The sequence below is a fragment of the Aquimarina sediminis genome (assembly GCF_002895435.1).
Lineage (GTDB): Bacteria > Bacteroidota > Bacteroidia > Flavobacteriales > Flavobacteriaceae > Aquimarina > Aquimarina sediminis.
Genome location: NZ_POYJ01000002.1, coordinates 459,880 through 486,053 on the forward strand (window position 1 = coordinate 459,880; position 26,174 = coordinate 486,053).

Below are 26,174 nucleotides of genomic sequence, written 5' to 3' on the forward strand. Positions count from 1 at the left end.
ACTAGAATATAACCTATGAAGTTTTTAAATACATCTGCAGTATTAGGTATATGCCTACTAGTTGGTTGTATTAAATTACAAGCACAAAATATTCCACCATATAATGTAAAACATTATGATATTTTTGATGGGCTCTCGAACAATTGGATATCTGACATTTTTCAGGATAAAGATGGCTTTATTTGGCTTGGTACTCAATATGGATTAAATAGGTTTGATGGTCTGAAATTTAAAATTTTCACCTATGTTCCTGGTGATTCTACAGCACTTAGAGCAAATTGGGTGCGAGGTATTACACAGCTTAATGATCATCTTATTTATGTTGGAACTCTTGGTGGTGGAGTTAGTGTTTTAAACCCCTATAATGAGACTTTTACTAAACTTAAAACTTCATCAGATAGTACCGAATATAATGTTTCTATTGTTAATAATCTGGTTAATGATACGAAGGGGAATATGTGGATCTCTTCTGCCATTGGAGCTTTTCGATATCGCCCAAAAGATTCTACTATCCATAAGTTTTATAATAAAGGGACAACCAATATAAGCGTTTCTAAAGATGGGATTACTCGAATTTTATGTGGACGAGTACAAGAAAATTATGAAGTAAAAAATGATACCATTAAGAAACTTCCCTTTGTAAAGGAGGAAAATGTACTGAATCTCTTTGCTATTAATGAAGACAGTACATTGGTATACACCAAGAACAAATTATTACTTTACTATAAGTTAGGTAACGACTTGCATCATCAAAAACTAAATTTTGATACAACCTATAGTAGTGGAGTGAGAGAGAAACCTTTTATTTTTAAAGATAATAAGGGGTGGGTTTGGGTAAATGCAGGTAAAAAAATCTACAAATTTTCTTCTGATTTTAGCCAACAAGATGCTATAGATCTAAAACAGTTATTAAACTTCAAGTCCTCAAAACCGCTCAAAGCTAATTCTATGTTCCAGGACAAAGAAGATAACTATTGGGTCGGAACTAATTTGGGCGTTTTTCAGTTAATTCCTCATAAACAGTTGAGACATCCTATTGTAGGAGGTATGGGAAAGGTACGAGAGATTGAAGAATGTGGGAATCGGGTATGGTTTGCCCTGCCTGATGGCATCTATGCATGGAATAAAAATAGTGATCAATTTCCTCAAAAGATAAATGAATATACAGTAACCTCAATGAAATGTGCTAGTGATGGTCTCTTATATACATTAACAAAACTACCAAATGGGCAAACAGGATTATTAAAGATAGATCCGATAACTGAAAAAACAGAGTCTGTTTTTTTTTCAAATGCAGGATTTTCTTTAGGAGTAAGTTGGCGAATTATAGAAGATCTTAATCAACGTCTCTGGATTGCTCAATGGGATAATATCATAGTATATGACCTGAAAGATCAAAGCTATTTTACGATTCCAGTTTTTCTAGAAAATACTGGGATTATCGAGCTGTATCCTGATAATAAGGATAATATATGGGGAGGTAGTATAGGAAAAGGCTTGTTTAAATTCTCTAATGCAAGTACTATATCAGAGAATAGTAATTACAAATACAAGCAGTTTTTGCACAAAATAGATGACCAGAACAGTATAACTTCTAATTTAATTCAAGCAATACATCAAAGTAACGATGATTTGCTATGGGTAGGTACGGATGGTGGGCTTAACTCTTTAGATCTTGAAACAGAAAAATTTCAAAGATTTCTGAGAAATGATAATATGCCCAATGACAAGATTTTAAATATTACTAGTGACAAAAAAGGTACAATATGGCTAAGTACTGTTAGCCATGGTATTTTATCGTATAACCCGCATACAGGAAAATTTAGCAATTATATTGTAAAAGACGGTTTATATGATAATTCAATGTTGCTTAGTTCCATATGTCAGAATAAAGAAGGTTATATCTGGATGGGTAGCGAAGGAGGTGTTCAATATTTTCATCCGGATCAATTAGCTGCTTCTACATCTGACAACCCAAACATGGTTTGGTTATCTCTAACAAAATACCAGTCAGATTCTACTGTTGTAAAAAAATTCCCCGGAAAAGGAAAAATAACTGAGACCCCTATAAAAATATATCCCGAGGATCAAAGTATTAGTTTTCAGTTTCAATCATTGACTTTTGAAAGACCGGAAAACTTGAGATATCGTTTTAAATTAAAAGGATATCATGAAGATTGGTTACCAATACAGGAGAACGGAACACTTACATTATCCTATTTACCAAAAGGGTCATATCAGTTATTGGCAGAAGCTTCTCTTGACGATCAATGGGAAATACAGTATCGACCAATACCTATAGTAGTTATTCCTCCTTGGTATAAAACTAAGCTAGCCTATGGGATCTATATAATGGTAACAATGTATTTGATTTTTATTGTATATAGAATTCAGTTAAGAAGAAAAATAGCAGAAACAGAGAAGGAGTTTGTTACCGACCTTTCTAAAGCTAAAACTAGGTGGTTTAATCAAATTGCTCATGAATTTAGAACCCCATTAACCGTTATTAATGGAGCGGCCGACCAGATTAGAGACCGTCTTGCTACAAAAGTTAATACAAAAACAGATAGGCATTTATCTCAAATAGAAGACCAGGTTAATCATTTATCAAATCAAGTACACAAGATCCTCGAAATTGCACAAATGCAGGATAATCAATTAGAAATTAAAACTAATACTGGCGACTTTATTGGCTTTCAGCAGTATTTGTTTTATTCTTTTACCTCTCTGGCAGAAAAACAAAATGTTTCCTTAAATTTTTCAAGTTCTCATGAAGAGCTATTCATGTCTTTTGATGAAGATAAATGGAGAAAAATCACAACCAATCTAATATCAAACGCTATAAAATATAATACCAAAGGAGGAGGTGTGTTATTTTCTATACAATATGAAGAAGAGAAAAAAAATCTTACTATTCAGGTTAAGGATACAGGAATAGGGATGTCAAAAAAGTTCATTGGGAAATTATTTGAGCCTTTTACTAAAGAAAAAACAGAAGACTCTAAAGGGGTTGGTTTAGGACTTACCCTAACCAAAGAATTAATACAGTTAATGGATGGTAAGATTACAGTACAAAGCCAAAAAGGGGAAGGAACCATCTTTACTGTTGAAGCACCTGTTTTAACTCCAGATAATGAGTTAGGGATAGAATATCAGGATAGTTTATTTTCAGAGGAAGATAATAAACCTCTTATCTTAATTGCAGAGGATCATAAAGAAGTAAGAGAGTATATTCATTTTTGCCTCTCCTCAGAGTTCGAAATACTACAAGCAAGCAATGGTCTTAAGGCTTGGGAATTGTGTGAGAAACACTTGCCAGATTTAGTGATTTCGGATGTTATGATGCCAGAATTTGATGGGATAGAACTAGGAACAAGAATAAGACAAAGTGTTGCAACAAATCATATTCCATTCATTTTATTGACTGCAAAATCAAGTCATACTAATCAGATAGAAGGATTAAAAATTGGTGCCGATGCATATCTTACAAAACCTTTTGATCGCGAAGAATTGTTAATTCGGGTAGATAATCTAATCAAAACCAGAAAAAAATTACAAGAAAAGTATCAAAAAGGAGATATTACAGTATCTTCAGAAAACAAGACTATCGACAATTTTATGAAATCAATAATCGAAGTAGTAAATAGTCAAATGGATAATGATGAGTTTGGGGTTCCTCAATTAGCAGAACATTTTCATATTAGCAGAGTACATTTGTTTAGAAAGATTAAAAACTTGACCGGTATGTCCCCTACAAGGTTAATACGCAAAATACGTTTACAACGTGCCAAAGAATTATTAAGAGAAAATGAGTTTACAATTGCCGAAATTGCCTACCAAACAGGTTTTAAAGACCCTGCTTACTTCACAAGAGTATATGTAGAAGAATTTAATGAAACCCCTTCTGAATCTAGAAAATAAAACTGCTTAACCCACCATTTTTAAAGAGTTTTAGTCCAAATGTAACCATAGTACAAGCTTTGGTAACCATAGTCCAACACCACTCCAGATTCTTATTTTACCTTGCTAGAGTAATAAAAAGCAGTCAAATCTGATTTGAATGATAACATCTCCTTTTTGAGGGTGTATTTAAGTCGTTTTTGGTAAGGACAAAAAAATAAAAATGGACATTAAGAAAAACTCAGGCAACAAAAAAGCTGCGAAAACAATTCGCATGCTTAAAGAGGTGTGTATCACATTTGTGATGATTACGATTATATTATTTATATTAAAACACCTCTCCTCTTTAGCACTTATGAACAAAGAAGATTTAGGATCATATCTATACTATATTTTAATTGCTATAGTATTTTGCTTCCTTCTAGTATCCATTGAGAAACCAGACCATATTGTATTCGATGGTTTTTTTCATGTTTCTTTTGACCGAAATATTGCATTAAAAGAAACTTTCAGGACTCCAGGAAAAGCTGCTCGTAGAATTTCTAAAACGAAGAAAAGGGCTCAATTCAATAAAGAAAAACCTTTAGAAAATAAGAATCTTACTTCGATCGCTTATCTCGATGAAATTTTTGCAGATTTTGACGATAACTTTTTACAAAACGCACCTATTCAAACAATCTCTATTCTGAGTTATTTTGCCACATCGTTATTTGAAAAAAACAATGTAGACGAGGTGCTTTGGGATATTGTAGAAAATTGTATTTCTCATTTATATTTAGAGGATTGTGTAGTCTATATGTTTGATAAAGAAAAACAATATTTAATCCAAAAAGCATCATTCGGAGACAAAAATAATGGAGAGAAAAAGGTAGTAAGCCCTATTAAAATTAAGAAAGGAGAAGGTATTGTAGGAAGCGTTGCAAAATCTGGGAAATACCAATGTATCAAAGATGTTACCAAAAACCCAGCATATATTCTTGATGATGCCCCTAGAATGTCAGAATTGTCCGTGCCTATTTTTATTGAAGACAACATTGTTGGTGTTTTAGACTCTGAACACTCAGAAAAAGATTTTTTTACTAATGATCATATTTTCTTATTTCATTTAATAGCCAAGCTTACAGAAAAAAAACTTAAACAAATATGCAGTAATGTTTCCAGTCATATTAATAACGATAACAAGTATTTTAAAGAGCTTGATTTTTTGATGCAAGAAGCCAAAATATATAGAGATCCATATTTGGGACTAGATAGTATGGCCAAAAAACTCAAGATAAGCGGTAACTACTTATCGCAACTGGTAAACAAACTAAGCGGTCATAATTTTACAGATTATGTAAATGGATATAGAATAGAAGATGCAAAATCTAAATTAAGAAACCCAAAATTTATAAACTATACTATTATATCTATCGCCTTAGAATCAGGATTTAATTCGAAATCTACATTTTATAGTGCTTTCAAAAAACGAATTGGTGTTTCGCCAAAAGAATACCGAAAAACCTCTTAAGGTAAGTCCGAATTCTTTGAAATTCAAACTTTCGGGACATTGTAAATCATCTTCCCTATTAATTTTACTCTACTGTTAGTATAGCATAAGAAGTAGTATATAATAAAGTACGCTTGCTGTAGGTAAAAATAAAAGATCAGACAGGTAACAAAAATATAGACAGATGAAAAAGAGAATTTTTTTATACGGCTTGAGCATTTTAGGTGCTATAACCTTTGGATGTAATAATGATGATGATAACAAGGATATACTACAGATCGAAAATCAAAATCCAGGGAATTTTTCTGTACAGGTATCAGAAATTACTGAGAATAGTGCATTACTGGATTGGACAACAGCAGTAGATCCAGATGATGATGAGGTAGTTTATACTGTTTTTTTGGGAGAGAACACAATAGAATCGGGACTTAAAACTCAAAAACTACTACTAGAGCAGCTAAATGCACAAACCAGCTATAGTGGTAAAGTGGTCGCTTCTGATACTAAAGGAGGTGTGGTAGAAGAGACATTTACCTTTAACACAGAAGAAGGAGAGGTTATTAATGAAGAAGTATCAATTGCATGGGAGAAATCACTTGGAGGTACCTCAGATGATGAAGGGTATGTTATTAGGCAAACCAGCGATGGTGGATATATAGTAGCAGGAGCATCAGAGTCTTTTGATGGAGATGTTGGTGGCAATAAAGGAGGAAAAGATTGTTGGATTGTAAAGCTAGATACTTCTGGTAATCTGGTTTGGGAAATTAATATTGGAGGATCCGATAATGATACTGTACATGATATACAACAAACTACTGATGGTGGTTATATCATTGGTGCTTTTTCTAACTCTGGCAGTGGAGATGTAGGTGGTAATAATGGGATGCGTGATTTTTGGATTATAAAGTTGAGTGCTTCTGGTAATCTGGTTTGGGAAACTAATATAGGGGGCAATAAAGACGATATACTAGAGTCAATAATACAAACGTCAGACGGAGGGTATGTAGCTGTTGGTTTTACAAGTTCTGATGGGTTTGATGTTAGTGGTCAATCTGATGCTTGGATTATTAAATTAGATGAATCCGGAGATTTTCTATGGGAAACAAATTTAGGTGGTCCTCAAAGAGATCTTGCTTTTTCTGTTGACGAAACTACAGATCAAGGTTTTATTGTTGCAGGGCATAGAGAAACTGGTGGAAACAAAAGAGATATATGGATTGCAAAGTTAAATGCTACAGGTAGTTTTGAATGGGAGAAAACCTACGTAGGTTCTCAAAATGAAGAAGCAGAATCAATTGAGCAAACATCAGATGGAGGGTATATCATTGGTGGATACTCTCGATCAGGCGATGGAGATATTGAAGAAAACAAAGGAGCGGCAGATGCGCTAGTTATCAAAACAGATGTTTCAGGTAATATTCAATGGAAAAATATAATAGGAGGTACTCAATCAGAAGGAATAAGTGACATACATCAAACCAGTGATGGAGGATATATTGCTGTAGGGAGTTCTAGTTCTAATGATATTGATATAGAAGAAAATAATGGAGCGAAAGACTTTCTGATTTTAAGGTTAGATACTTCAGGAGTCATTCTTTGGCAAAAGAATCTTGGAGGTGAAGGTGATGATTATGCTTTTTCTACACAACAAACAGCAGATGGTGGGTATGTTGTTGCAGGTTGGTACGCTAACATTACGGGGTCAGGAGAAGGTACTACAAGCGAATTTAATTATTGGGTGATAAAACTAGAGTAATTCTAAAAACAATACGTAATGACTAGTTTTTTTGTCCATGCTTTTCATTACCCCTGGATCCTCATTAACTAACCTAACAAGGATAATGAGGATCCTTTTTAAAAAATTAACACAGATGAAACGATTTACATTATTTTTGATATTTACTTTTTCTACATTTTTTTCTGGATTCTCTTGTTTTTGGGATTACGATACCATTGAGATGGAAAGAATGCAATTTCCGGATGTAATAGAGTTAATATCTGGAAAATTTCTAAGGCACTCCCAAGAGTTCTATCAATGGAGAATAGAAGATAGAGAGCTAAAACTTCAAAAATATCCTGATAGTTTGTATTTATATAATGATCTGGCAGTGGCGTATTCAAAAGTTGGAAATGATAAAAAAGCGATCGAAATTATTAAGAGGAAAGAGCGAATTAAACCAAATGATTATACAACTTATGCCAATTTGGGAACTTTTTATATTCATAATGGACAACTCTCTTTAGGTATCGAATATATAGATAAAGCAATAAAAATAAACCCGGATGCCCATTTTGGTAGAGAAATATACCAGCGATATCTCGTAGAATATGTGATGCAAAAAATGAAGAATGAAAAAATAACACTGCCTTTATCTTCAGAGGTAAGCCGCAACTTTGATCGTTTTCCACGTTATAAACTTGACAATTTTTATACTTTTTTAGTTAATAAGTACAATAGTAAGATAGAAATTCCCTTACAAAAAGATCTATTACCCAAAGAAGAGCTCGATAAAGCTATTAAAGGTGTTATGGGAATGATGAAATTTGGTAATTATAACTCCCCTGTTTTATTAGAAGCATTAGGAGATTTACTAATGGCTAATGGTTGGAAAAAAGGAGCACGACAACTGGCAGCAAGAGCTTATTTTAAAGCATCTTATCACAGCAAACAAACAGAAACAATACGACTATATGAGCAAAAAGTTGCATATGTTCTTTACCATCAATATACAAAGAAAAAAGGAGATCGATTCACAATTAAAGAATTAGAAAAATTGCTAAAAGAAGAAATAGCCGAAGGAGTTAAGTATTCTGAAAAAATACGTAGAGATGAAATAAATTGGATACAATCAGGTGTCAATCCCGAAAAAGAATTTGCAAAAAAATACTATCGAAAACCCTCATTAGGAGTAAGAATTCAGGAAACAAATTCAATAAATGTAGATGTAGAAAATCATTACCAAAAATATAAATTAAACGAAAAAAATAATCGAAAATCGTTTTCGAAAGACACGGTTTCGTTAAACAAGAGTTTTAAAAATTTGGTTAAAGAACATAAAGGCTTTTAATAAAAATTAGTTTAGAATAGCACTAAAAATCTACTACTCGGAAGAATGAAATATAAACCTTCAGAACTTATTGAAACAATTGGTTTAACTTTTTTTAGACGGCATATAATGTATGGGTTAAAAGGAAGCTTGTTTCCTGTGTATAACTGGGGTGACTGGATTATACATGCAAGATATCTTTTAACAGTTGTCAATACCACGCATATTGATGATCTTTTTGAATTAAGTAAAAAACATGATGAAGTATACGGGTTAAGTGGAGTGTGGATAGCCAGCCTTTTGAAAGAAAGGAAATATATCCCAGCTATTATTGAGATGTTTATCAAATGTAACCCTAGCTTTTTATCTTTTTCATTAATGGGATGTTTAGCAATATATGCAGATCGCAATGTTGCCAAATATGTGATTGAAGTCAAAAAAGAACATCCAGCTCTGAGACCTAGAATAAACTATTTTTTGAAAAGGTTGGATGAGTTATATGAGACGTCCTATTCAATTGATATAAAAATAGATAGTTCTTTTATGGATATCAATAGAAAACAAATTAAGGTCATGAATAACGTGATTACATATAGTGCAGTTATTAGGGCATATCACGATTTTAACTCTGGCGATGAGCTCAAAGCAAGTTTGGAAAAATTGTTAAGAGAAACTACACCACCAAGAAAATTTCCATTACTAAGACATAACAAAATAAATCATTATCCAAATAAAATTAGACATAAAACAAGGTGGTTAACTGCAAAGATGGGTATAAGAGATTATAATGCCGTTTTTCGGCTGAATAGGTATAAACAAAAATATACTTCTTTCTTCTCAAATTCTGTCACGAATTATATGTATGAGATGTCTTCAAAAAATGAAAAAAAACTGAAAGAAGCACTAAAAAAAACAACTAGTTATTATGATATTTTGAGTGGTATCGAATCTGATTATAAGTATAGATTACCTTGTGATATTATAGATAGCGCTTTTCAAAAATTGTTAGAGCTAATAAACCCATCTTATCAAGTATTAGAACAATATGCAATACAATTATTATTGCATGGCACCCAATATGATGAAAAGGCAAAAAGGATTTATGATCAAGCCCAAAGAATAAAAAGCAAATATACCTCTTTGAGTTTTGATGATCATAATGTACGTATGGATTATACATGCAAGTTGTAATCATTAAAATATAGAAGTATGATAATTTATGGAGGTAAAGCGGTTCATTTGAAATCTGAACGATCAAAAAAAACAACTTGTCCAAGTTGTGGAACCCAAGGCTCTTTGATTCTAAGTGTATATAGAATGCATGCTCATATTTTTTGGATCCCTTTGTTTCCTACGGTAAAAAGGGGGACATCTCAATGCCAACATTGCAAAAATATCCTTAAAACTAAGGAGATGCCGGAGTCACTTAAAAGAGAGTGTGAAAGTTTAAAAAATAATACCAAAGGACCGATATGGCAATTTGCTGGATTGGGAATAATTGCAGTTTTGATTACTTGGGGTATTTATGCTGATGGGGAAGACAAAAAATTAGAATATATAGCATCTCCTCAGGTAGGAGACATCTATGAATACAAAATTGAAATAGGAAGTTATTCAACTTTAAAAGTAATAGATGTTTCAAACGACAGTGTATTTGTCTCTCCAAATGAATATGAAATAAATAGAAAGAGTAAAATAAACAGAATTAATACACCCAAAAATTACTCTAAATCGTCATATGGAATTTCAAAAAATGAGCTAAAAAAAATGTATGATTCAGGAGAAATTTTTGATATAAATAGATAGAGATGTGCACTATACATTTAAGAGTTAAGATGCGTGTTATAATGACATATAAACTTCCTGTCATTAATAAACTTACAAGATTAGTATTAACCATATTGTGGGTAATAATTGAATAGGTTCCAAAAATACCAATACAGGTAAATCCCTTAAAAACCGTCCGGATTCTTTGAAATTCAAACTTTTCGGATACTTCAAATAATGACTGTTACTAGGTTTGTACTATGAAATTCTTTATGATAGTAGGATTTGTAGAATAGGTAAGGTTATGAGTGTAGTATTAAGGGTGATCAGAAGAAAATATTGTATCGTGTTATCAATAATTGTAACAAAAAACATGTTGGCAATACTTTTTTTCACTTTGCTACTACTTACATCTTGCGCTACTTTACTTGAAGAAAAAACATATGACTTGGATATAACAACAAATTTAAGTCATGCAAAAGTAAAAGTCTATGATAGTATCTATAAGCTACCAAATAAAGTAAATGTTAGAAGATCAAATGAGGATTTAGAACTAACCTTAATTTCTGATAGTCTGTTTCTGGATTACAAAGTTAGGTCTTCGTTAAACCCCACATTTCTTTATTTGAATATGGCAGGATTACAATTTGCGCCTTTAGGTTATGCAGTGGATTTTACAAATAAAAAGAGGTTCTATTATGGAGAGTCTATTCATTTGGATTTCAAGGATACTCTTAGAGTTGTGAAATCACCATCTTTTGGAAGATTGTGGTCTGATTTTTTTTCTGAAACAAATCCTAAAGCCAAAGGGAACGTTAATTTTTTATTTTCTATCGTAAGAGCAAATAGATTTAGTCTGAAACCGATAGATTTTGGAAAAAAGGTTAAAACAAGTTTTTTCGGCTGGGGAATTTTAACTGGGCTGGAATATTTTTATCGGGATGGTGTTTATAAGTTTAAAAATCGGTAATACAGGAGCTATTTCCTTTACAAGTCCGGTAAATGACACGAGAGAAAATTTGTCTACATGGTATTTACAAGTGACAGATAATTTCAAAAAAGGCAGACTAGGTTTGGGTTATGGACTTCATTATTCTATAAATAGATGGAATTACATAGATGGAAGAGAGGTAGAGAATAGTATTGAAATTGAAAGAGAAAATAAAAGCTTTGGTTTAGCAACTAACATATACTTCCAGTTAGGAAAATTATCTTTTGTAGGAGTAGAATATCAGCCATCTTTCTATAGAGTAGACCCAACAACTGATTTCGAATATGAGCACTTTGTAAGTTTAAATTTTACATGGAAATTTTCACTGAGAGGTAAAAAATCGATTATTAATTAATAAAAAAAGAGATGAAAAGGATGAAAAAAATTCAATATGTAAGTGTACTGTTTTTTGTTGCGCTTGCAGGGTGTAGTAATGATGATGATGTTTCAAATTCGAACTCTGAACCAGACCCTATAACAAATCCAGAAAAAGGAATTTTTGATGACTTTGATGGCACTGGATCACTAGTAAATTATATTACAAATAATGCTACAGCATTGCCAAATGTAAGTAGATTATCAGGAAGATATCATGCAGTTTTAGAAGATAATACAAATAATCAGACATTACATTTTAACGAAGAGCAAGGACGATTAGACGCTAAATTAGTAACATTTCCTTTTGAATTTATAGCAAGAAATATTGGTATTGGTACTACCGCCAATTCTCAAACAGCACCAGCGCATAACGACACTCAATACAATTTTTCGGGGATTCAAGTGCATGTAGAAGACTTTAATTCTATAAACTCTTCTCATGTAGTAGTAGGTCATAGAGGAACAAGAAGATTTACTATAGAAGGTAAAAACACAGTAAATGGTGTCTCTTCTGTAGATGATATAGGTATAGATATGGTTCCCTTGGGGCGAGCAGATATACGTGTTGTAGGAGACGAAAATAATGAACTTACTTTTTATTGGCAACAACCAAATTTAACAAGCAACAGTACTTCAGATGAATGGATACTCTATAATGGAACTGGTAAGTTGCCAGGAACAGCTCCTTCTTACAACAGCAAAGTTTATGTAGGGCTTATAACATATGCTTTTGGTACTGCGGGTACCCCATTTGTGGGGACTTGTGATGCTATCGAAATAAAATAAATAGAACATAATAAATAAACAACAATGAAAACATATACAAATATAATATTACTAGTATTTGTATCTATGACCTTTTTGTCATGTGATACTGAAGAGACACAAATAGAAAGTTTTGAAACAATGAATACTAATGAGGTTACTGCCAAAGCACTTAGTGTAGATGCCAAAAGAGTTCTTAATGAAGCCCCTTTTGCAGAGCGAGCGAGCCATACTACCCTAGTGTTTGATCATAAAATGTGGGTAATTGCTGGAACAAGTTATGATCTGCCTCTTAGTGATGTTTGGAGTAGTAAAGATGGTGAAAACTGGATTGCTATTACCAAGGATGGTGGATTTGGTGAAAGGTATGGTCATGCATCTACCACAACAAGTGATGGAATGTATATTACTGGAGGAACAAAAGGCAGCACTTTTTTGAATGATGTGTGGTATAGCAAAAATGGTAAAGAATGGACTCAAACAGCAAAAAATGCTCCATTTCCTGCCAGAAGATGGCATACATTAACAAATCTTCATGGAAGAATGTTTCTCATTGGAGGATTAAGTGGTGATATAGTTTCTGCAAAAGGAGATGTGTGGGTGAGTAATGATGGAGCAAATTGGGATCAAGTGACTAACCTAGCTCCATTTGGTAAACGTTATGGTCATGCCTCAGTGCTATACGATGATAAAATTTGGATTATAGGAGGATATGATGGTAGTGGAAATTATCTTAACGATGTTTGGTATTCAAAAAATGGATTTCAGTGGGTTCTCGTAACGCCAAATACAGATTTTCCTGTACGTCGTAATCATACCGTTGTTACCAATAAAGAAGGAATGTGGCTTACAGGAGGGATTGATGCAGGTCATAAGTATTATGATGACATATGGTTTAGCAATGATGGAATGAATTGGGAAAAAGTAACTGTCGAATATAAAACGTTTGCTCCTAGAGGATATCACTCCTCAGCATATTTTGATGATCAACTATGGGTGATTAACGGTTTTAGACAAGGTATAGGTGCTCCAAGTGATTTCTATAGTGATGTGTGGTCTTTTCAAGAATAATTAAAAAAAATTGAATAAAGAGAAGATGAATAGAATCTGTTGCAAATACCTTCAATTTATATGGTTTGAAGAAGATAAAAACACAAAAATGGGCAGAAGTAAGCTTAATAATTTAAAAAACAAAAACAAATGAAAAAAATAATTCTAATAATCTTTATTTGTACAGCTTCATTGTTTGGGCAAGGACAAAATAGTACCATCACAGTGACAGGAGAATATTCTCGAGAAATTGATATTGAAAAGTACATTATCTACGTTGATTTTAGAGAGGCGTTAGCTAGGAAACCTCAAAATTCAGAGCAAAAAAAAATACCCCAACTTAAAAGTGAATTTAAAGAAAAACTAAGCAAAGTAGGCGTAGATTTTGGAAAATTTAAAAAACACGATTTATATGAGGTTACCGGTACAGCATATGGCACGAGTTCATATTATTATTATGCTACAAAATCACTGGATGAGGTAAAAAAAATACTTATTCAAAAAATAGAAGGTGTTAGTGCATGGGCAGAAATTATGGCCAAAGAAATAACCAATAAGGATATGGCTATGCTCAATAAAATAGCTATAGATGATGCCAGAGATAAAGCAATGCAAATGGCAAGTAATATCAATAAAAAAATCGGAACGATTAAAGAAATAGAGGACATTAATCATAAGGAATTCGGATATTACAATGCAGGAAGACCATACGAACTCCACAAACACTACGTTAAGGTAACTTTTGCTTTAGAGTAGGATATTTAAAAAAGCGTATTGCCGCCTTTTGATTAAATAGAAACATGAAAGAACTTATTGTAGGTTTCAGTTACGTAATTTGTATTATAATAGTACTATCACTGATTTTATCAAATTGCACTTCAAAAAGGAATAAGTTTGAAGATGAGCTAAGTAAAGAAGAATTGGTTACTGTAGAGCTAGAGGCATTGAAGTTAACTATTATGGTTCCGCAAAAGCACTTTATAGTTAAGAGAGATAGTTTTTGTAGTATACATATAGATCCAAATAATAGATATGGAAGATATTTTACTATAGAAAAACCTAACATCAATGTTCAAAAAAAGAAGTACTCAGAATCTATAGATTTTGATAATGGAATAAAGTTGAGGTATTCAAAATTTATTCTAGAAAATCCAGGAAGCAGTAATGGTAAAGAATATTATGCAAAAGGTTTTTTTAGAACAGAACAGAAATTATTTTTAATCACTTGCTCAGAAACGAAAGAATATACTGAGGGAGACCCTGAGTTTTGTTTTAAATATATTTCGACCATAAAAAATACCACACACAAATAGATGAGACAAATAACACGAATTTTTATCATATTTCTTCTGACCTCATGTGCAGATAATTCTAAAAATACTATAGATAGCAGACCAATTGACAGTGCAAAAGAAAGAATAGAAGTTCTTGAAAAAGAGATTATCAAAAAATCAGAATTTCATGATGCAGAATTTTTATTATTCAATGTAAATGGTTTTTCGAAATCAAGAAATGCAATTCCTGGAGCATCATCATGGGATTATCAATTTGTTGTAAAAGTAGAACCTACTATGGTTACAAATTGGACTATAGGTTTTCAGAAATCAGATAACAAAGAATATGAGACAGGGTGGACAGATGATTTGGTTGCTCATAGAGACAATAATTGGGAAAGAAAATCAACACCCCAGCTGTATAATAGGGTTGATGATAATACCATTGTCATTGTGTATCAAAAAGAGGGAATCGTATTTAAACGAGTAATTGCAAATTAAACATAGGATCAGATTTAAAACCTAATAATGTATCAGATAGCAATAAAAACTATACTAGCAGTTAGTCTTCTTTTTTTGAACGCATGCAGTGCTCAAGGAAAGAAAAGCTCAATAAATGAAGAGAAATCAAGGGATTCTGTGTCAGACACCCTCGCAGTAGGATATACCTATTGGTGGCCACAATCTGGTCCTTTTGTTGGATATTGTGGTGATGAGTATGCATTGGTTTTTTTAGGAACGGTACAATTTATAGACATTCCAGCTAAAGATTCGACTAGTGTAGTTGTTTCTCAACAAGGAGGAATACAGATAAATGAAGTACTTGCAGTTAGAGATTTGAAGAAAAATAGATATATGAACCAGAACCTTCTGGTTTCTGATTGCTTTTATGGAAAAGATTTAAAAAAAGGAGATCGGGTGATGGTTTTCTGCTATGAGTATGAAGACAATTACAGTATTGCAGGAAGAAAATCGATACTAAAAATTGAGGAAACTAATGATCCAATTGTCCAATCCATTAAGAAATATATTAAAGCGAACCAGAACCCAATAGCAATAAAAAGCGATATTCTTTTATGGCAAAACTATGGATTGGATGATCAATTAAAGCAAATCATAAATTGTAAAGAAGCAATGGACTAATACCGTGATCCAAAAACAAATGGGATGGAAGATTTTTCTGAATACGAAAAAGTACCTAAAAAGCTTAATGTAAATGATATTGACTTTAGAAAGCTAGAAAAATTACAATGGGTAGTTACAGAAAAAGTACATGGAGCTAACTTCAGTTTTATTTATGAAAATAGAAAACTAAAATTTGCCAAAAGAAGAGAGTATCTATCCTGGAAAGATGATTTTTTTGGATTTCAATTAATTGTAAAGTGTTTGGAAGACAAAATTTTCCATTTCTTTGAAAGATTAAGTCACGATATTGAAGCAAAAAAATACATTTTGTATGGAGAACTTTTTGGAGGTGAATATCCTCACCCAGAAGTCTTACCAAGCGATAATATAAAGGCAATACAAACAGGAGTATACTATTCACCTGAAATTAAATTCTGCGCCTTTGATATTGCAATAGAAACAGATATCAAATATTATTTACCTTACAAAACAGCTGAAGAGTATTTTGTAAAGCACTCTATTTTTTATGCCAAACCTCTTTTTATAGGAAAGTATCTTGAGGCTTTAAATTTTGATACCCGAATAGATTCTACAATACCCGACAGATTAAGTTTACCATGGATAAAAGATAATCTGATTGAAGGTGTTGTGATAAAGCCCTATACCCAGCAAATCAAAACAAAGAATCAAATCAGACCTATTATTAAACTAAAAAACAAAGAGTTTGATGAAGAGATAAAGTTTCATCAGGCTCAAAAATGGAAATATATTCCTGAAACTTCATCGAATACAGAAGACCTTTCTTTTTTAATTGATGAGTTACAAAATTACATTATCAAGAATAGATTGGATAGTGCAATATCAAAAATAGGGGCATTAGATCAGAATAATGTATTAAGGATGTCTGAGATTGAAGCAGAGTTTTTACAAGATGTTCTGACAGATTTTAATGACGATAATGAATACATATTAAATGAACTCAATGATGCACAAAAAGATTGGGTTACAATTCGAATTAAGGCAGCTATAAAGAGGTTGATGATTTTAATCGACCCTAAATAAATATTCATTGTTGCTGTGCTTAGGGGCGTTTCCCTCAGGAAACTTAGGAAAAACCCTTGAAAAAAGTCCGAATTCTTTGAAATTCAAACTTTTGGGATACTACATTTTTCGGCTAGTATTAGGTTTGTCGTATTAACTTTTAAAATTATTTAAAATGAAAGCGATGACAAATTTAGTAAGGGGTATTATGATACTATTATTATCAGTATTGGTTTTTTCTTGTTCTGATGGAGAAGATGGAGCCATTGGTCCGGCAGGTCAGGATGGTATCAATGGTGTTGATGGGGCTGACGGTCAGGACGGGCAAGATGGAGCCGATGGCGAGGATGGAACCGATGGTCAACCTGGAACTGCAAATGTAATTTACTCAGACTGGATTGCAAGGGATTTTGATACTGCTGGAGCTGCCTCAACTAACGGGCAACTTCTTGCGACCTTGGGTATTAATGATTTTGATTTAAATCAGGATGTTATATTGGTATATGGAAGAAATGAAGTAAATGTAATTGTTTCTGAAGTCAAATTACTACCATATATACTTGCTTCTCAAGAGGAGTATTACGGATTTGAAGTTTCAAGTTTTGTAGGAGGGAGTACTTTACGAATTGAAGTAGCTACATTGGATGGAGGAACAAATTTATTTACCTTTTTTGATGATTTTCGATATGTAATTATTCCTGGAGGAACTGCATTACCGGGGGAAGAAGCTGCTAAATCTATAAAAGACTATACTTCGATGTCTTATGAAGAGATTATAGCCGCGTTTAATATCCCAGAATAATCTTTTTAACCAATCATTAATTGTGATAGTGAAGACTACATAAAAAGTAATCTTCACTATTTCTTTGATTGATAAAAGAGGTTTTTTACCCAAAAACTTAGGGAAACCCCTCAAAAAAAGTCCGAATTCTTTGAAATTCAAGCTTTCAGGATATTGAATCTTTGAGGTAGCGCTAGGTTTGTCATATTAACTTTTAAAATGATTGTAAAATGAAAGCGATGACAAATTTAGTAAGGAGTATGATGATACTATTATCAGTATTGGTTTTTTCTTGTTCTGATGGAGAGGATGGAGCAATTGGTCCAGCGGGTCAGGATGGTATCAATGGTGTTGATGGGCAAGATGGCACTAATGGAGAAGATGGTTCAGAGGGAGCAACAGGTACAGCTAATGTTATTTACTCAGATTGGATGGCTAGGGATTTTCTTTTTCAATTCGCCACTACTGAAAATTTTCAAGGATTAGAGGAGTTTGATTCTAGCGAATTTAATGAGAATACTGATTTTGTTTTTGTTTATGGAAGAAGAGTTACTGGGAGTGATACCGAGATATATCAATTACCATATGTTGGGAATGTTCCTTCTCAAGATTATTACGAATTTGGACTGTTTAATACCGCAGAGGGGCTTATATTACAATTAAGAGCAAGGACTCTAGATGCAAGCCTAAGTGATTTTGATTATTTTAATGATTTTAGGTATATGATCATTCCTGGAGGAGTTGCAAAGTCTGCAAAAGATTATACCTCGATGTCGTATAAAGAGATCGTAACTATGTTTAATATCCCAGAATAATTTTTTAGCCAAATAATTCGAACTAGAAATAGTGGGCGACGTATACGTATTGCTCACTATTTTTCACTAATTAAAATTATGAACAGATGAAAACAATAAAGTATATAGGAGTATTCCTTATTTTAATAATGTATGCTTGTAATAATGATGATGATGCTAATGATTTGTTGGTCATAGATGATAATTCTAATAGTTTGATGATCACATACGAAAAAGAGCGTATAGAAATTACCTTTTTGGAAATAGGAGAAACAGAGTCTCCAACAGTGAACTGGTCTGAAGAAAAAGGATCATTTTCTGCCACTAGCTTAACAACAGTAGGTGGAGATGATTTAGTAGGAAAAGCAGTGTTTATTGATGAAGAAACTGGAGTTCTTACTTGGGATAGGTCATTGCCTTTGGGGGAGAGCGAGATTTTCGTTACAGCTTCTAATTCGTCCGAAACGGCAACTACAACACTAGCCATTAAGAACACTTTTGTTAAAGGTTTTTTTGTAGGAGGATTTAATAATGACACATCTGATGACCCCGATATATCTACCATTATTAATGATACTTTTCTAGAACTATTAGAGGATAGAACCGCTATTTTTTCATCAGAGGATCCTACCTTTTCCGGAACAGGAACATGGGTTGCAGAGGGGAGCGTAATTCTTATTGAATATACAACCACTGATAATCCCGGAGAGAATTTTGTTATGCAAGGTTCTATGGTAGGAAGAACTAATGTTTTACCAATAGTTTTATTCGAGGGTAGATGGGGAAAGGATCTAAATGCAGATAATAACATAGAAGATGTAATGGGGCTATTTCTTTTTGAAATTGATTAGGATGATATGAAAAATTACTTTATTTTATTATTTCTTTGCCAATTTTCTGTTTTAGGTCAGATTGACATACAAATTGAAGCAAGCCGATCATCTGGCGTAGCGCCACTTTATGTTTTTTTTGATGCTACTTTGAGTTCGGGTATCGAGGGAGCTAATGATACTGTAAACACAGATTTCCTATGGAATTTCGATACAACAGATACAGATCCTAATGGTATTCGGGAGACTTCCAAAGGGATGGTCTCAGGATATGTTTTTGAGCATCCAGGTGTCTATACTGTCCAATGTTTAGCTACAGATCCTGACGGAAACACAGATATACAGACTATTATAATAACGGTTAATACCTTTGCAGGCACAACATTCTATGTGTCAGAAGATGGAAACGACGCTAATAACGGAACTAGTGAAGAAACGCCATGGCAAACAGCGGCATTTGCACTACAACAACTTAGCGGTAATGAACAATTATTGTTTAGAAGAGGAGATACTTTTGATACAAATGGAGAGAGTATATTAGGTTTACAAAATGGACCTATTCTTATTGGAACATATGGAACAGGAGATTCTCCTATTTTGTTTTCTGATACCGATGAAGTACTTGATATAAGAAACTCTGCAGATATACGGATTATAGATCTTCATTTAATTCCGCAAGGAAATGGACCTTTTGGTGCAGGAGCAATTTCTGTTATAAATAATTCAGAGAATATTGTAGCGCTAAGGCTTGAAATTGAACAATCTACAGGAAGGGCAATTTATCAGGACGAATCAAAATCTTTTGGTGTCTTTGATTCTTATCTACATGATTTTGGAGTCATAGGTGTATTTTCTGGAAGAAGCAGCTGCTTTTCTTTTGTAGGAAATAGGATAGATCGACTAGTTGGAACCTCTCAACCAGAACACGGGATTAGGATTCAAGGTGGGGAAAAACAATTTTTGGCGCATAATACATTAACAAACTTAGTAGATACCAAAACAGCTATCACCATAAGAGGTGACGGTCAAAGACACGTAATGATTTATAAAAATAGTATGGATAGACTTTTGGGTATAAATCCTCAAAATGCCCAGACTATTGCAGCAATTTCAGAGGTCGTTATAGAAGGCAATTATATAGGACAGAATGCTGATTATATAGGACAAGCCTTTGGACCTTCTTCAAACGGAATTAATATAGAAGCGACTAATATAGCTATTAGAAACAATGTCATCGATGGGTATCGCAATGCTGTTTTTGTCGGAAACGATGGTAATGGAGTTTTATCAGGAGATGTGGATATGTTTCATAATACTATAAACTGGAGACCTGTATCACCAGAAAGCGGAACCTCTGGAAGAATTGTACGAGTTAGAGGTTCTTTTAACGTAAGTATTCGAAATAATGTCATATCTGTTCCCTCGCAAGGTGAAGGTGAAATATTAAATGAAGATGAAGCTAGTACTAATATAGTTGTCAATAGTAATATGATTAGTGACAACCCTAATTATATCGTTTCTAATCTTCCTGATTCTGCTGCCGATCAAAATGATATACTGAATTATCTATTGACAGATTCTAGCCCCGTAATTGATCAAGGGACAAATGATATACCTGTGTTTTTTGATGCATTAAATACCCCAAGACACGAAGGAACAAACAAGGATGTGGGAGCTTTTGAGTACATTAGTTCTATTATGCCTGTAGAGGAAAACAATTTTGTTATCTATCCAAACCCAGTTAAAAACCATATTATTATTAGCAATAGTGATACCCTTTATGATATTATAATAATTGATATTAATGGGAAAAAGGTTTTGCAAAAAACGAAAGATAATTCTCCAATTGATGTAAGTCATTTATCCGATGGTTTTTACTTTTTGGTTTTAAAAAACGATAAAAAAGTAACGACTCATAAAATTATAAAACAAAGTATTTCAAATTAGGCTACCTTAGTGTTAAAAATGTATTTATTATGACATTAACAATGGGTATTCCTGCTTTACTGTTTCCTGCAATATCATTAACTATGTTGGCGTATAATGCTAGGTATTTGGCTATTGCAGCATTAATAAGACAATTGCATAGTGAATATTTGGTTTCGCCATCAACAAATACTGTATTACAAATTAAAAACTTAAGAAAACGACTATGGCTGATAAGAAATATGCAGGCAATAGCAATTGTAAGTTTTCTAACTAGTGTGATTACTATGTTTTTGTTATATGTAAAGCAAGAATCGTGGGCAAATATCGTTTTTGGGGTTAGCCTATTCTTGCTTATGGTTTCACTTTTTTTATCCTTTATAGAAGTTCAGATCTCTACTAAAGCTCTGGAAATTAAGCTTGATAGAATCGAAGAAAATAGTTAATAAATTCTTATCTTGTTGGTATAAATATTCTTTTCCAATTCTTTTTTAATGCTTCAAAATGAACTTTTCAATAATATAATACGGGATTCTAATGCAGGCTACTGGAAGTTGTATGATAATCCTGAAAGGGAAGTCTGGTCAGAAAAGTTCTATGATAATTTAGGGTATGAAAAAGAAAAAGTAACGACTACAATTGACTATTTTTTGGAACACTTGTTACATCAGGAAGATGTAGAGCTGTTTAGGGATAATTTTTTTAATTATAGATGTAATACAGTACATTTTAGGCAACATATAAAAATTTTAACCAAAAAAGGAGAATATAAACTGTTTAGATGTGCAACCAATAATGAGTTACCAGTAAATATAAAATCCGAAATAAGCTTCATTTTTTTTATAGAAGTTAAGCTGGATCCTGAACAGAATATTACAAAAGATAATTTTTATTATAAAGAAACAGCACAAATGACAGCCACTGGGAGCTGGTATGTTGATTTTGCAGAAAGAAAAAGCTTTTGGGATTTTGAAACCAGAAGAATTTTAGAATACCCAGATGATTATATTCCTTCTCTAAAAGATTCTGCTAATTATTATGCAGAAGATTCAAGACAACAAGCTGCAGATTTGTTTTTTAATTGTGCAATGGTAGGGACACCTTTTAACACGGAGATTAAAATGGTAACAGCCAATAATAGGATATTTTGGGTGAGAGCTATAGGAAAACCTGTATACAATGAAGATAAAGAAATAATTGGTATTAGAGGGGTTTTTCAGGATATAGATGAGATAAAAAGAAAAGAACTTAGGTTACTAAAATCAATTGATATTATTGCTTCTCAAAACTCTAGGCTGTTTAATTTTGCCCATATCGTTTCTCATAACCTAAGATCTCATACAAGTAATCTATCTTTATTAGTACAACTAATTGAAGATATTGACAATCCCGAAGAAAAGATTGGGTTGATTAAAGAGATAAAACAAATATCTTATAGCTTAAATACTACAATAGAGCATCTTAATGAGATTGTAGCGATACACACCAATAAAGATCAACAAAAGAAGGCAATCAAATTTATTGACGCTTTTAATTTGGTAACAAATGGTATTGGGCAAATGATTGCTGTGAGTAAAACCAAGTTTATTATTGATTTTAGTGATTTAGAAGAGATCAATTATATTTCTGCATATCTAGAAAGTATATTATTAAATTTAATAACTAATGCTATAAAATATAAACACCCAGACAGAGATCCGGTAATAAGGATTAGAACATATGTTAATGATGATAATAAATATCTGGAGATATCAGATAATGGGATAGGAATAGATATGCAATTATTTAAAGATAAAATCTTTGGAATGTATAAAACATTCCATTATAATAAGGATGCTGTGGGGATTGGATTATTTTTAACAAAAAATCAAGTAGAATCTTTAAATGGAAAAATTACTGTAGATAGTGAAGTAGATAAGGGAACAACTTTCACAATTGAATTTTAACACAAACATAACCCCCGTAATTATGATTAATAAAATAGGATTAGCTTGTATTATTGATGATGACAATATGTATGTAAATCTTATAAAAAAGATTGTAGAAGCAAAGAGTTTATGCCATAATTTGATGGTGTTTAAAAATGGACGAGATGCTCTTAATTATTTTGAAGCTATTTTAACTAGCTTAGATAAAAAGACAATTCCCGAGATTATTTTTCTTGATCTAAACATGCCCATAATGGATGGATGGGAGTTTTTAGAGAATTTTACTAAAATTAAAAATAAACTAGGAAAAACAATTACTCTTTATATTGTTAGTTCTTCGATTAATCCCGTTGACATCGAAAGAGCAAAAGGAATTAATTCTGTAGAAGATTATTTGGTAAAACCAGTAACTATTGAAGATCTGGAATCTATTTTTTTAAAGGAAGTTTAATGACCTTAGTTTTCCTTAAAAACAAAAAGACCTCAAAATACGAATGAGGTCTTTTTGTTCGAAGTACTCTTTTGGAGCAATCTATATTTGAGATACTCTAAGTGTATTTACCATTCCTTTTGCCGTAATTGGCATTGCCGCAAGGTTTATTAACATGTCTCCTTGCTCTACAAAACCACGCTCTAACGCAATATTATTAATATCTTCTACGGTTTCATCTGTACTTACAAATTTATCATAATAAAAAGCTTTTACACCCCATAAAAGGCTGAGCTGAGAAAGAATCCTATGATTGCTTGTAAAAACCAAAATATGTGCATCTGGTCTCCAGGCAGATATTTGAAAGGCAGTATATCCACTATTGGTAAGAGTACAGATTGCTTTTGCGTCAATATCATTAGCCATATGGGCTGCATGATAGCAGATTGATTTGGTAATAAACCTATTAGTTCTGATATGTGGAGGGTCCTGAGGAACCGTTATTAGATCAGATTTTTCTACACTTTTAATAACGTTAGACATAGTCTCAATAACCTGTACAGGATATTTACCTACAGAAGTCTCACCAGATAGCATAACTGCATCAGCACCGTCCATAACAGAATTGGCAACATCATTAACTTCTGCACGAGTGGGCGTAAGACTATCGATCATAGTCTCCATCATTTGTGTAGCAATGATTACAGGTATTCTAGCGGTTTTGGCTTTTAGAACTAATTTTTTCTGAATTAGAGGCACTTCTTGTGCTGGTATTTCTACACCAAGATCACCCCTTGCAACCATTAGCCCATCACAATAAGCTACAATTTTGTCGATGTTTTCTACACCTTCGGGCTTTTCGATTTTAGCAATGATTGGGATTTTATGCTCGCTGTGCTCTTTTATCAGATCTTGTAATTGGATTAGATCCTGAGCATGTCGTACAAAAGATAATGCCATCCAATCCACTCCTTGTTCACATGCAAAAATCGCGTCTTTTACATCTTTTTCTGTCAATGCAGGAAGAGAGATGTTAGTATTAGGTAGATTAACTCCCTTTTTGGATTTTAATGGTCCACCCTGTATTACTTTGGCCTTAACGGTATCTTTTTTATTGGATGAAATGACTTCAAAAATTAACTTGCCATCATCTAATAATATTCGTTCTCCAGCTTTTACATCTTTCGGAAAGCTCTCGTAATTCATATAAACCTTCTCAGAAGTACCTTCAAAAGGGGCGCCTGTTACAAAATTGATACTATCACCATCATTAACAATGATGTCCCCCTTCATAACTCCTACTCGTAGTTTTGGTCCCTGTAAATCTCCAAGTATGGCTGCATTATATCCATATTCTTCGCTTAGGCTTCTTATCATTTTTATGCGCTCTTTGACATCACTGTAATCGGCATGAGAAAAATTTATTCTAAAAACATTTACGCCTGCTTCCAACATTTTTTTTAATATCTCTTTGCTACTTGTCGCGGGTCCAAGGGTAGCAACTATCTTAGTTCTTTTACGTTTTGGCATTATTCGAATATTAAGTTGTTCTTTGATTTTAGTGTTGTGTACTCTACTGTGTACGCAGTGATAATTTGTGGAACGGTGAGTATATTAGTCACCAAAGATTTACTAGAAAAATTTGATGCTTCAGTTTCAATCTTTAGGAAATAATCTACATTCTTTAATTCCGGAATTAGATACTTTGTTGTATACCTCTCTTCTATAGTAGTAAACAACCCTTCTGATGCTTTATTTTTTGATTCTATTTGAGTTCTAAATTTGTTTCCCAAAAGATTATACGTACTATATTGAAAATGGTCGTCATATTGATACAAAGGAAAACTACCCATAAGATCACCATACTCAAAACTAATATCTTCCTTCTTTCTAAATAGTTTTAAATTCAGGTTTTTATTCAATAAAAAAGCTAGCCTGTACGAAGCTATTGAACAGTGAATGGCAATGAGCTCATAATCATCGTCGGCAATGGTATCTAATGCTAACCGTTGAACAGCCACTATCGTTTTTTATTAAGAATTAACGCGAAATATACAAATAAAATCATCTAACGAGTTTAAATCAATGGAAAGATATTTTACGAAAACGATTGAGTTAGTATCTTTTAGCAATAAGAAAATATAGTTTTTCTTATAAGGGTAGGTTTTGATATGTTTTTGGCTTATTTCGAATTATTTGTATAAAATGAATACGAACCTCTTAAATAGGATAAAAGTAAAGCAATTGAAATATAAATATTACGAAAGTTGATTAAGGTGCTTCTTTATACTTTTTTCAATTCTTGATAGTGTGTTTTTATGAATTACTGTTTTATTATCTATAATAGATAATACCGGGTTCATTTTTAAAATAATCTTTTTGATAATATCTTTAGAAACTTGAATATGAGCAGATAGCCTGTTAATTGCTATTTCTTTTTCTTTCTCATTTAAATCACTGTAATTTTTATTAAGCATAAGTAGGTGTTCTGTAAACTTGATAGGTTAAGGTTTGGGGGCATTATAGCTTCTAAGGATAAAAAGGCGCCTGGCTCTATGGATATGCTCTATAGTATCTTCGAGGTTTTTGCCCTTTTTGTATAGTTTGGTGATCCATTTGTGTATAAGAAGTTCGTACGGTCTTTTTTGGGATACATAG

25 protein-coding genes are annotated in these 26,174 nt (G+C 32.7%); 22 read left to right on the forward strand and 3 right to left on the reverse strand.

The annotated features are described in order from the left end of the window. Positions 1 to 15: 15 nt before the first annotated feature. From C1X07_RS06345 to C1X07_RS06450, 22 genes are all read left to right on the forward strand, one after another. Positions 16 to 3,921 carry a hybrid sensor histidine kinase/response regulator transcription factor gene (locus C1X07_RS06345; protein WP_103069144.1) on the forward strand — a complete coding sequence of 1,302 codons (3,906 nt, stop codon included), beginning with the start codon at positions 16 to 18 and terminating at the stop codon, positions 3,919 to 3,921. A 202-nt stretch (positions 3,922 to 4,123) separates the two neighbouring features. After that, positions 4,124 to 5,410, forward strand: a complete 1,287-nt coding sequence (locus C1X07_RS06350) for a helix-turn-helix domain-containing protein (protein WP_103069145.1) — start codon at positions 4,124 to 4,126, stop codon at positions 5,408 to 5,410. A gap of 163 nt (positions 5,411 to 5,573) precedes the next feature. Next, positions 5,574 to 7,145, forward strand: coding sequence for a T9SS C-terminal target domain-containing protein (locus tag C1X07_RS06355; RefSeq protein ID WP_128755209.1), 1,572 nt, complete (start codon positions 5,574 to 5,576; stop codon positions 7,143 to 7,145). Positions 7,146 to 7,260: 115 nt separating this feature from the next. Continuing rightward, positions 7,261 to 8,457: a tetratricopeptide repeat protein gene (locus tag C1X07_RS06360; protein WP_164914107.1), complete on the forward strand. Its 1,197-nt coding sequence runs from the start codon at positions 7,261 to 7,263 to the stop codon at positions 8,455 to 8,457. Between the two features lie 45 nt (positions 8,458 to 8,502). Further along, the gene (locus tag C1X07_RS06365) at positions 8,503 to 9,627 is read left to right on the forward strand and encodes a hypothetical protein (RefSeq protein WP_103069148.1); all 1,125 of its coding nucleotides are present in this window, start codon (positions 8,503 to 8,505) and stop codon (positions 9,625 to 9,627) included. Between the two features lie 18 nt (positions 9,628 to 9,645). After that, positions 9,646 to 10,242: a zinc ribbon domain-containing protein gene (locus tag C1X07_RS06370; RefSeq protein WP_103069149.1), complete on the forward strand. Its 597-nt coding sequence runs from the start codon at positions 9,646 to 9,648 to the stop codon at positions 10,240 to 10,242. Positions 10,243 to 10,507: 265 nt separating this feature from the next. Continuing rightward, positions 10,508 to 11,173 carry a hypothetical protein gene (locus C1X07_RS06375; RefSeq protein ID WP_128755210.1) on the forward strand — a complete coding sequence of 222 codons (666 nt, stop codon included), beginning with the start codon at positions 10,508 to 10,510 and terminating at the stop codon, positions 11,171 to 11,173. Then, a complete protein-coding gene (locus C1X07_RS06380; RefSeq protein WP_103069151.1) occupies positions 11,145 to 11,549 on the forward strand; it encodes a hypothetical protein in 405 nt (134 codons plus the stop codon). Before C1X07_RS06375 ends, C1X07_RS06380 begins: the two co-directional genes overlap by 29 nt. Before the next feature lie 20 nt (positions 11,550 to 11,569). Next, a complete protein-coding gene (locus tag C1X07_RS06385) occupies positions 11,570 to 12,358 on the forward strand; it encodes a hypothetical protein (RefSeq protein ID WP_103069152.1) in 789 nt (262 codons plus the stop codon). 24 nt (positions 12,359 to 12,382) lie between these two features. Next, positions 12,383 to 13,408, forward strand: a complete 1,026-nt coding sequence (locus tag C1X07_RS06390; RefSeq protein WP_103069153.1) for a Kelch repeat-containing protein — start codon at positions 12,383 to 12,385, stop codon at positions 13,406 to 13,408. Positions 13,409 to 13,537: 129 nt separating this feature from the next. Then, the gene (locus C1X07_RS06395; RefSeq protein ID WP_103069154.1) at positions 13,538 to 14,143 is read left to right on the forward strand and encodes an SIMPL domain-containing protein; all 606 of its coding nucleotides are present in this window, start codon (positions 13,538 to 13,540) and stop codon (positions 14,141 to 14,143) included. Between the two features lie 44 nt (positions 14,144 to 14,187). Then, positions 14,188 to 14,700, forward strand: coding sequence for a hypothetical protein (locus C1X07_RS06400; protein ID WP_103069155.1), 513 nt, complete (start codon positions 14,188 to 14,190; stop codon positions 14,698 to 14,700). After that, on the forward strand, positions 14,701 to 15,162 hold the full coding sequence (locus C1X07_RS06405; protein WP_103069156.1) for a hypothetical protein: 462 nt from the start codon (positions 14,701 to 14,703) through the stop codon (positions 15,160 to 15,162). A gap of 27 nt (positions 15,163 to 15,189) precedes the next feature. Then, on the forward strand, positions 15,190 to 15,804 hold the full coding sequence (locus C1X07_RS06410) for a hypothetical protein (protein WP_103069157.1): 615 nt from the start codon (positions 15,190 to 15,192) through the stop codon (positions 15,802 to 15,804). Between the two features lie 24 nt (positions 15,805 to 15,828). Next, positions 15,829 to 16,848: an RNA ligase family protein gene (locus C1X07_RS06415; RefSeq protein WP_103069158.1), complete on the forward strand. Its 1,020-nt coding sequence runs from the start codon at positions 15,829 to 15,831 to the stop codon at positions 16,846 to 16,848. Between the two features lie 163 nt (positions 16,849 to 17,011). Then, on the forward strand, positions 17,012 to 17,629 hold the full coding sequence (locus C1X07_RS06420; protein ID WP_128755211.1) for a collagen-like protein: 618 nt from the start codon (positions 17,012 to 17,014) through the stop codon (positions 17,627 to 17,629). Positions 17,630 to 17,847: 218 nt separating this feature from the next. After that, positions 17,848 to 18,423: a collagen-like protein gene (locus C1X07_RS06425; protein ID WP_128755212.1), complete on the forward strand. Its 576-nt coding sequence runs from the start codon at positions 17,848 to 17,850 to the stop codon at positions 18,421 to 18,423. 86 nt (positions 18,424 to 18,509) lie between these two features. Further along, positions 18,510 to 19,253, forward strand: coding sequence for a hypothetical protein (locus C1X07_RS06430; RefSeq protein WP_103069161.1), 744 nt, complete (start codon positions 18,510 to 18,512; stop codon positions 19,251 to 19,253). Between the two features lie 6 nt (positions 19,254 to 19,259). Next, complete coding sequence (locus tag C1X07_RS06435; protein WP_103069162.1) at positions 19,260 to 21,179, forward strand: T9SS type A sorting domain-containing protein; 1,920 nt, start codon at positions 19,260 to 19,262, stop codon at positions 21,177 to 21,179. 29 nt (positions 21,180 to 21,208) lie between these two features. Next, positions 21,209 to 21,604 carry a DUF2721 domain-containing protein gene (locus C1X07_RS06440; RefSeq protein WP_103069163.1) on the forward strand — a complete coding sequence of 132 codons (396 nt, stop codon included), beginning with the start codon at positions 21,209 to 21,211 and terminating at the stop codon, positions 21,602 to 21,604. 48 nt (positions 21,605 to 21,652) lie between these two features. After that, a complete protein-coding gene (locus C1X07_RS06445) occupies positions 21,653 to 23,104 on the forward strand; it encodes an ATP-binding protein (RefSeq protein ID WP_103069164.1) in 1,452 nt (483 codons plus the stop codon). Positions 23,105 to 23,126: 22 nt separating this feature from the next. Further along, positions 23,127 to 23,537, forward strand: a complete 411-nt coding sequence (locus C1X07_RS06450; protein WP_103069165.1) for a response regulator — start codon at positions 23,127 to 23,129, stop codon at positions 23,535 to 23,537. A gap of 81 nt (positions 23,538 to 23,618) precedes the next feature. Here C1X07_RS06450 and pyk read toward each other — a convergent pair whose 3' ends face one another. From pyk to C1X07_RS06465, 3 genes are all read right to left on the reverse strand, one after another. After that, complete coding sequence (gene pyk, locus C1X07_RS06455; RefSeq protein ID WP_103069166.1) at positions 23,619 to 25,046, reverse strand: pyruvate kinase; 1,428 nt, start codon at positions 25,044 to 25,046, stop codon at positions 23,619 to 23,621. After that, a complete protein-coding gene (locus C1X07_RS06460) occupies positions 25,046 to 25,537 on the reverse strand; it encodes an IPExxxVDY family protein (RefSeq protein WP_164914108.1) in 492 nt (163 codons plus the stop codon). Before C1X07_RS06460 ends, pyk begins: the two co-directional genes overlap by 1 nt. Positions 25,538 to 25,774: 237 nt before the next feature. Next, positions 25,775 to 25,993, reverse strand: a complete 219-nt coding sequence (locus C1X07_RS06465; protein ID WP_103069168.1) for a hypothetical protein — start codon at positions 25,991 to 25,993, stop codon at positions 25,775 to 25,777. Positions 25,994 to 26,174 lie beyond the last annotated feature (181 nt).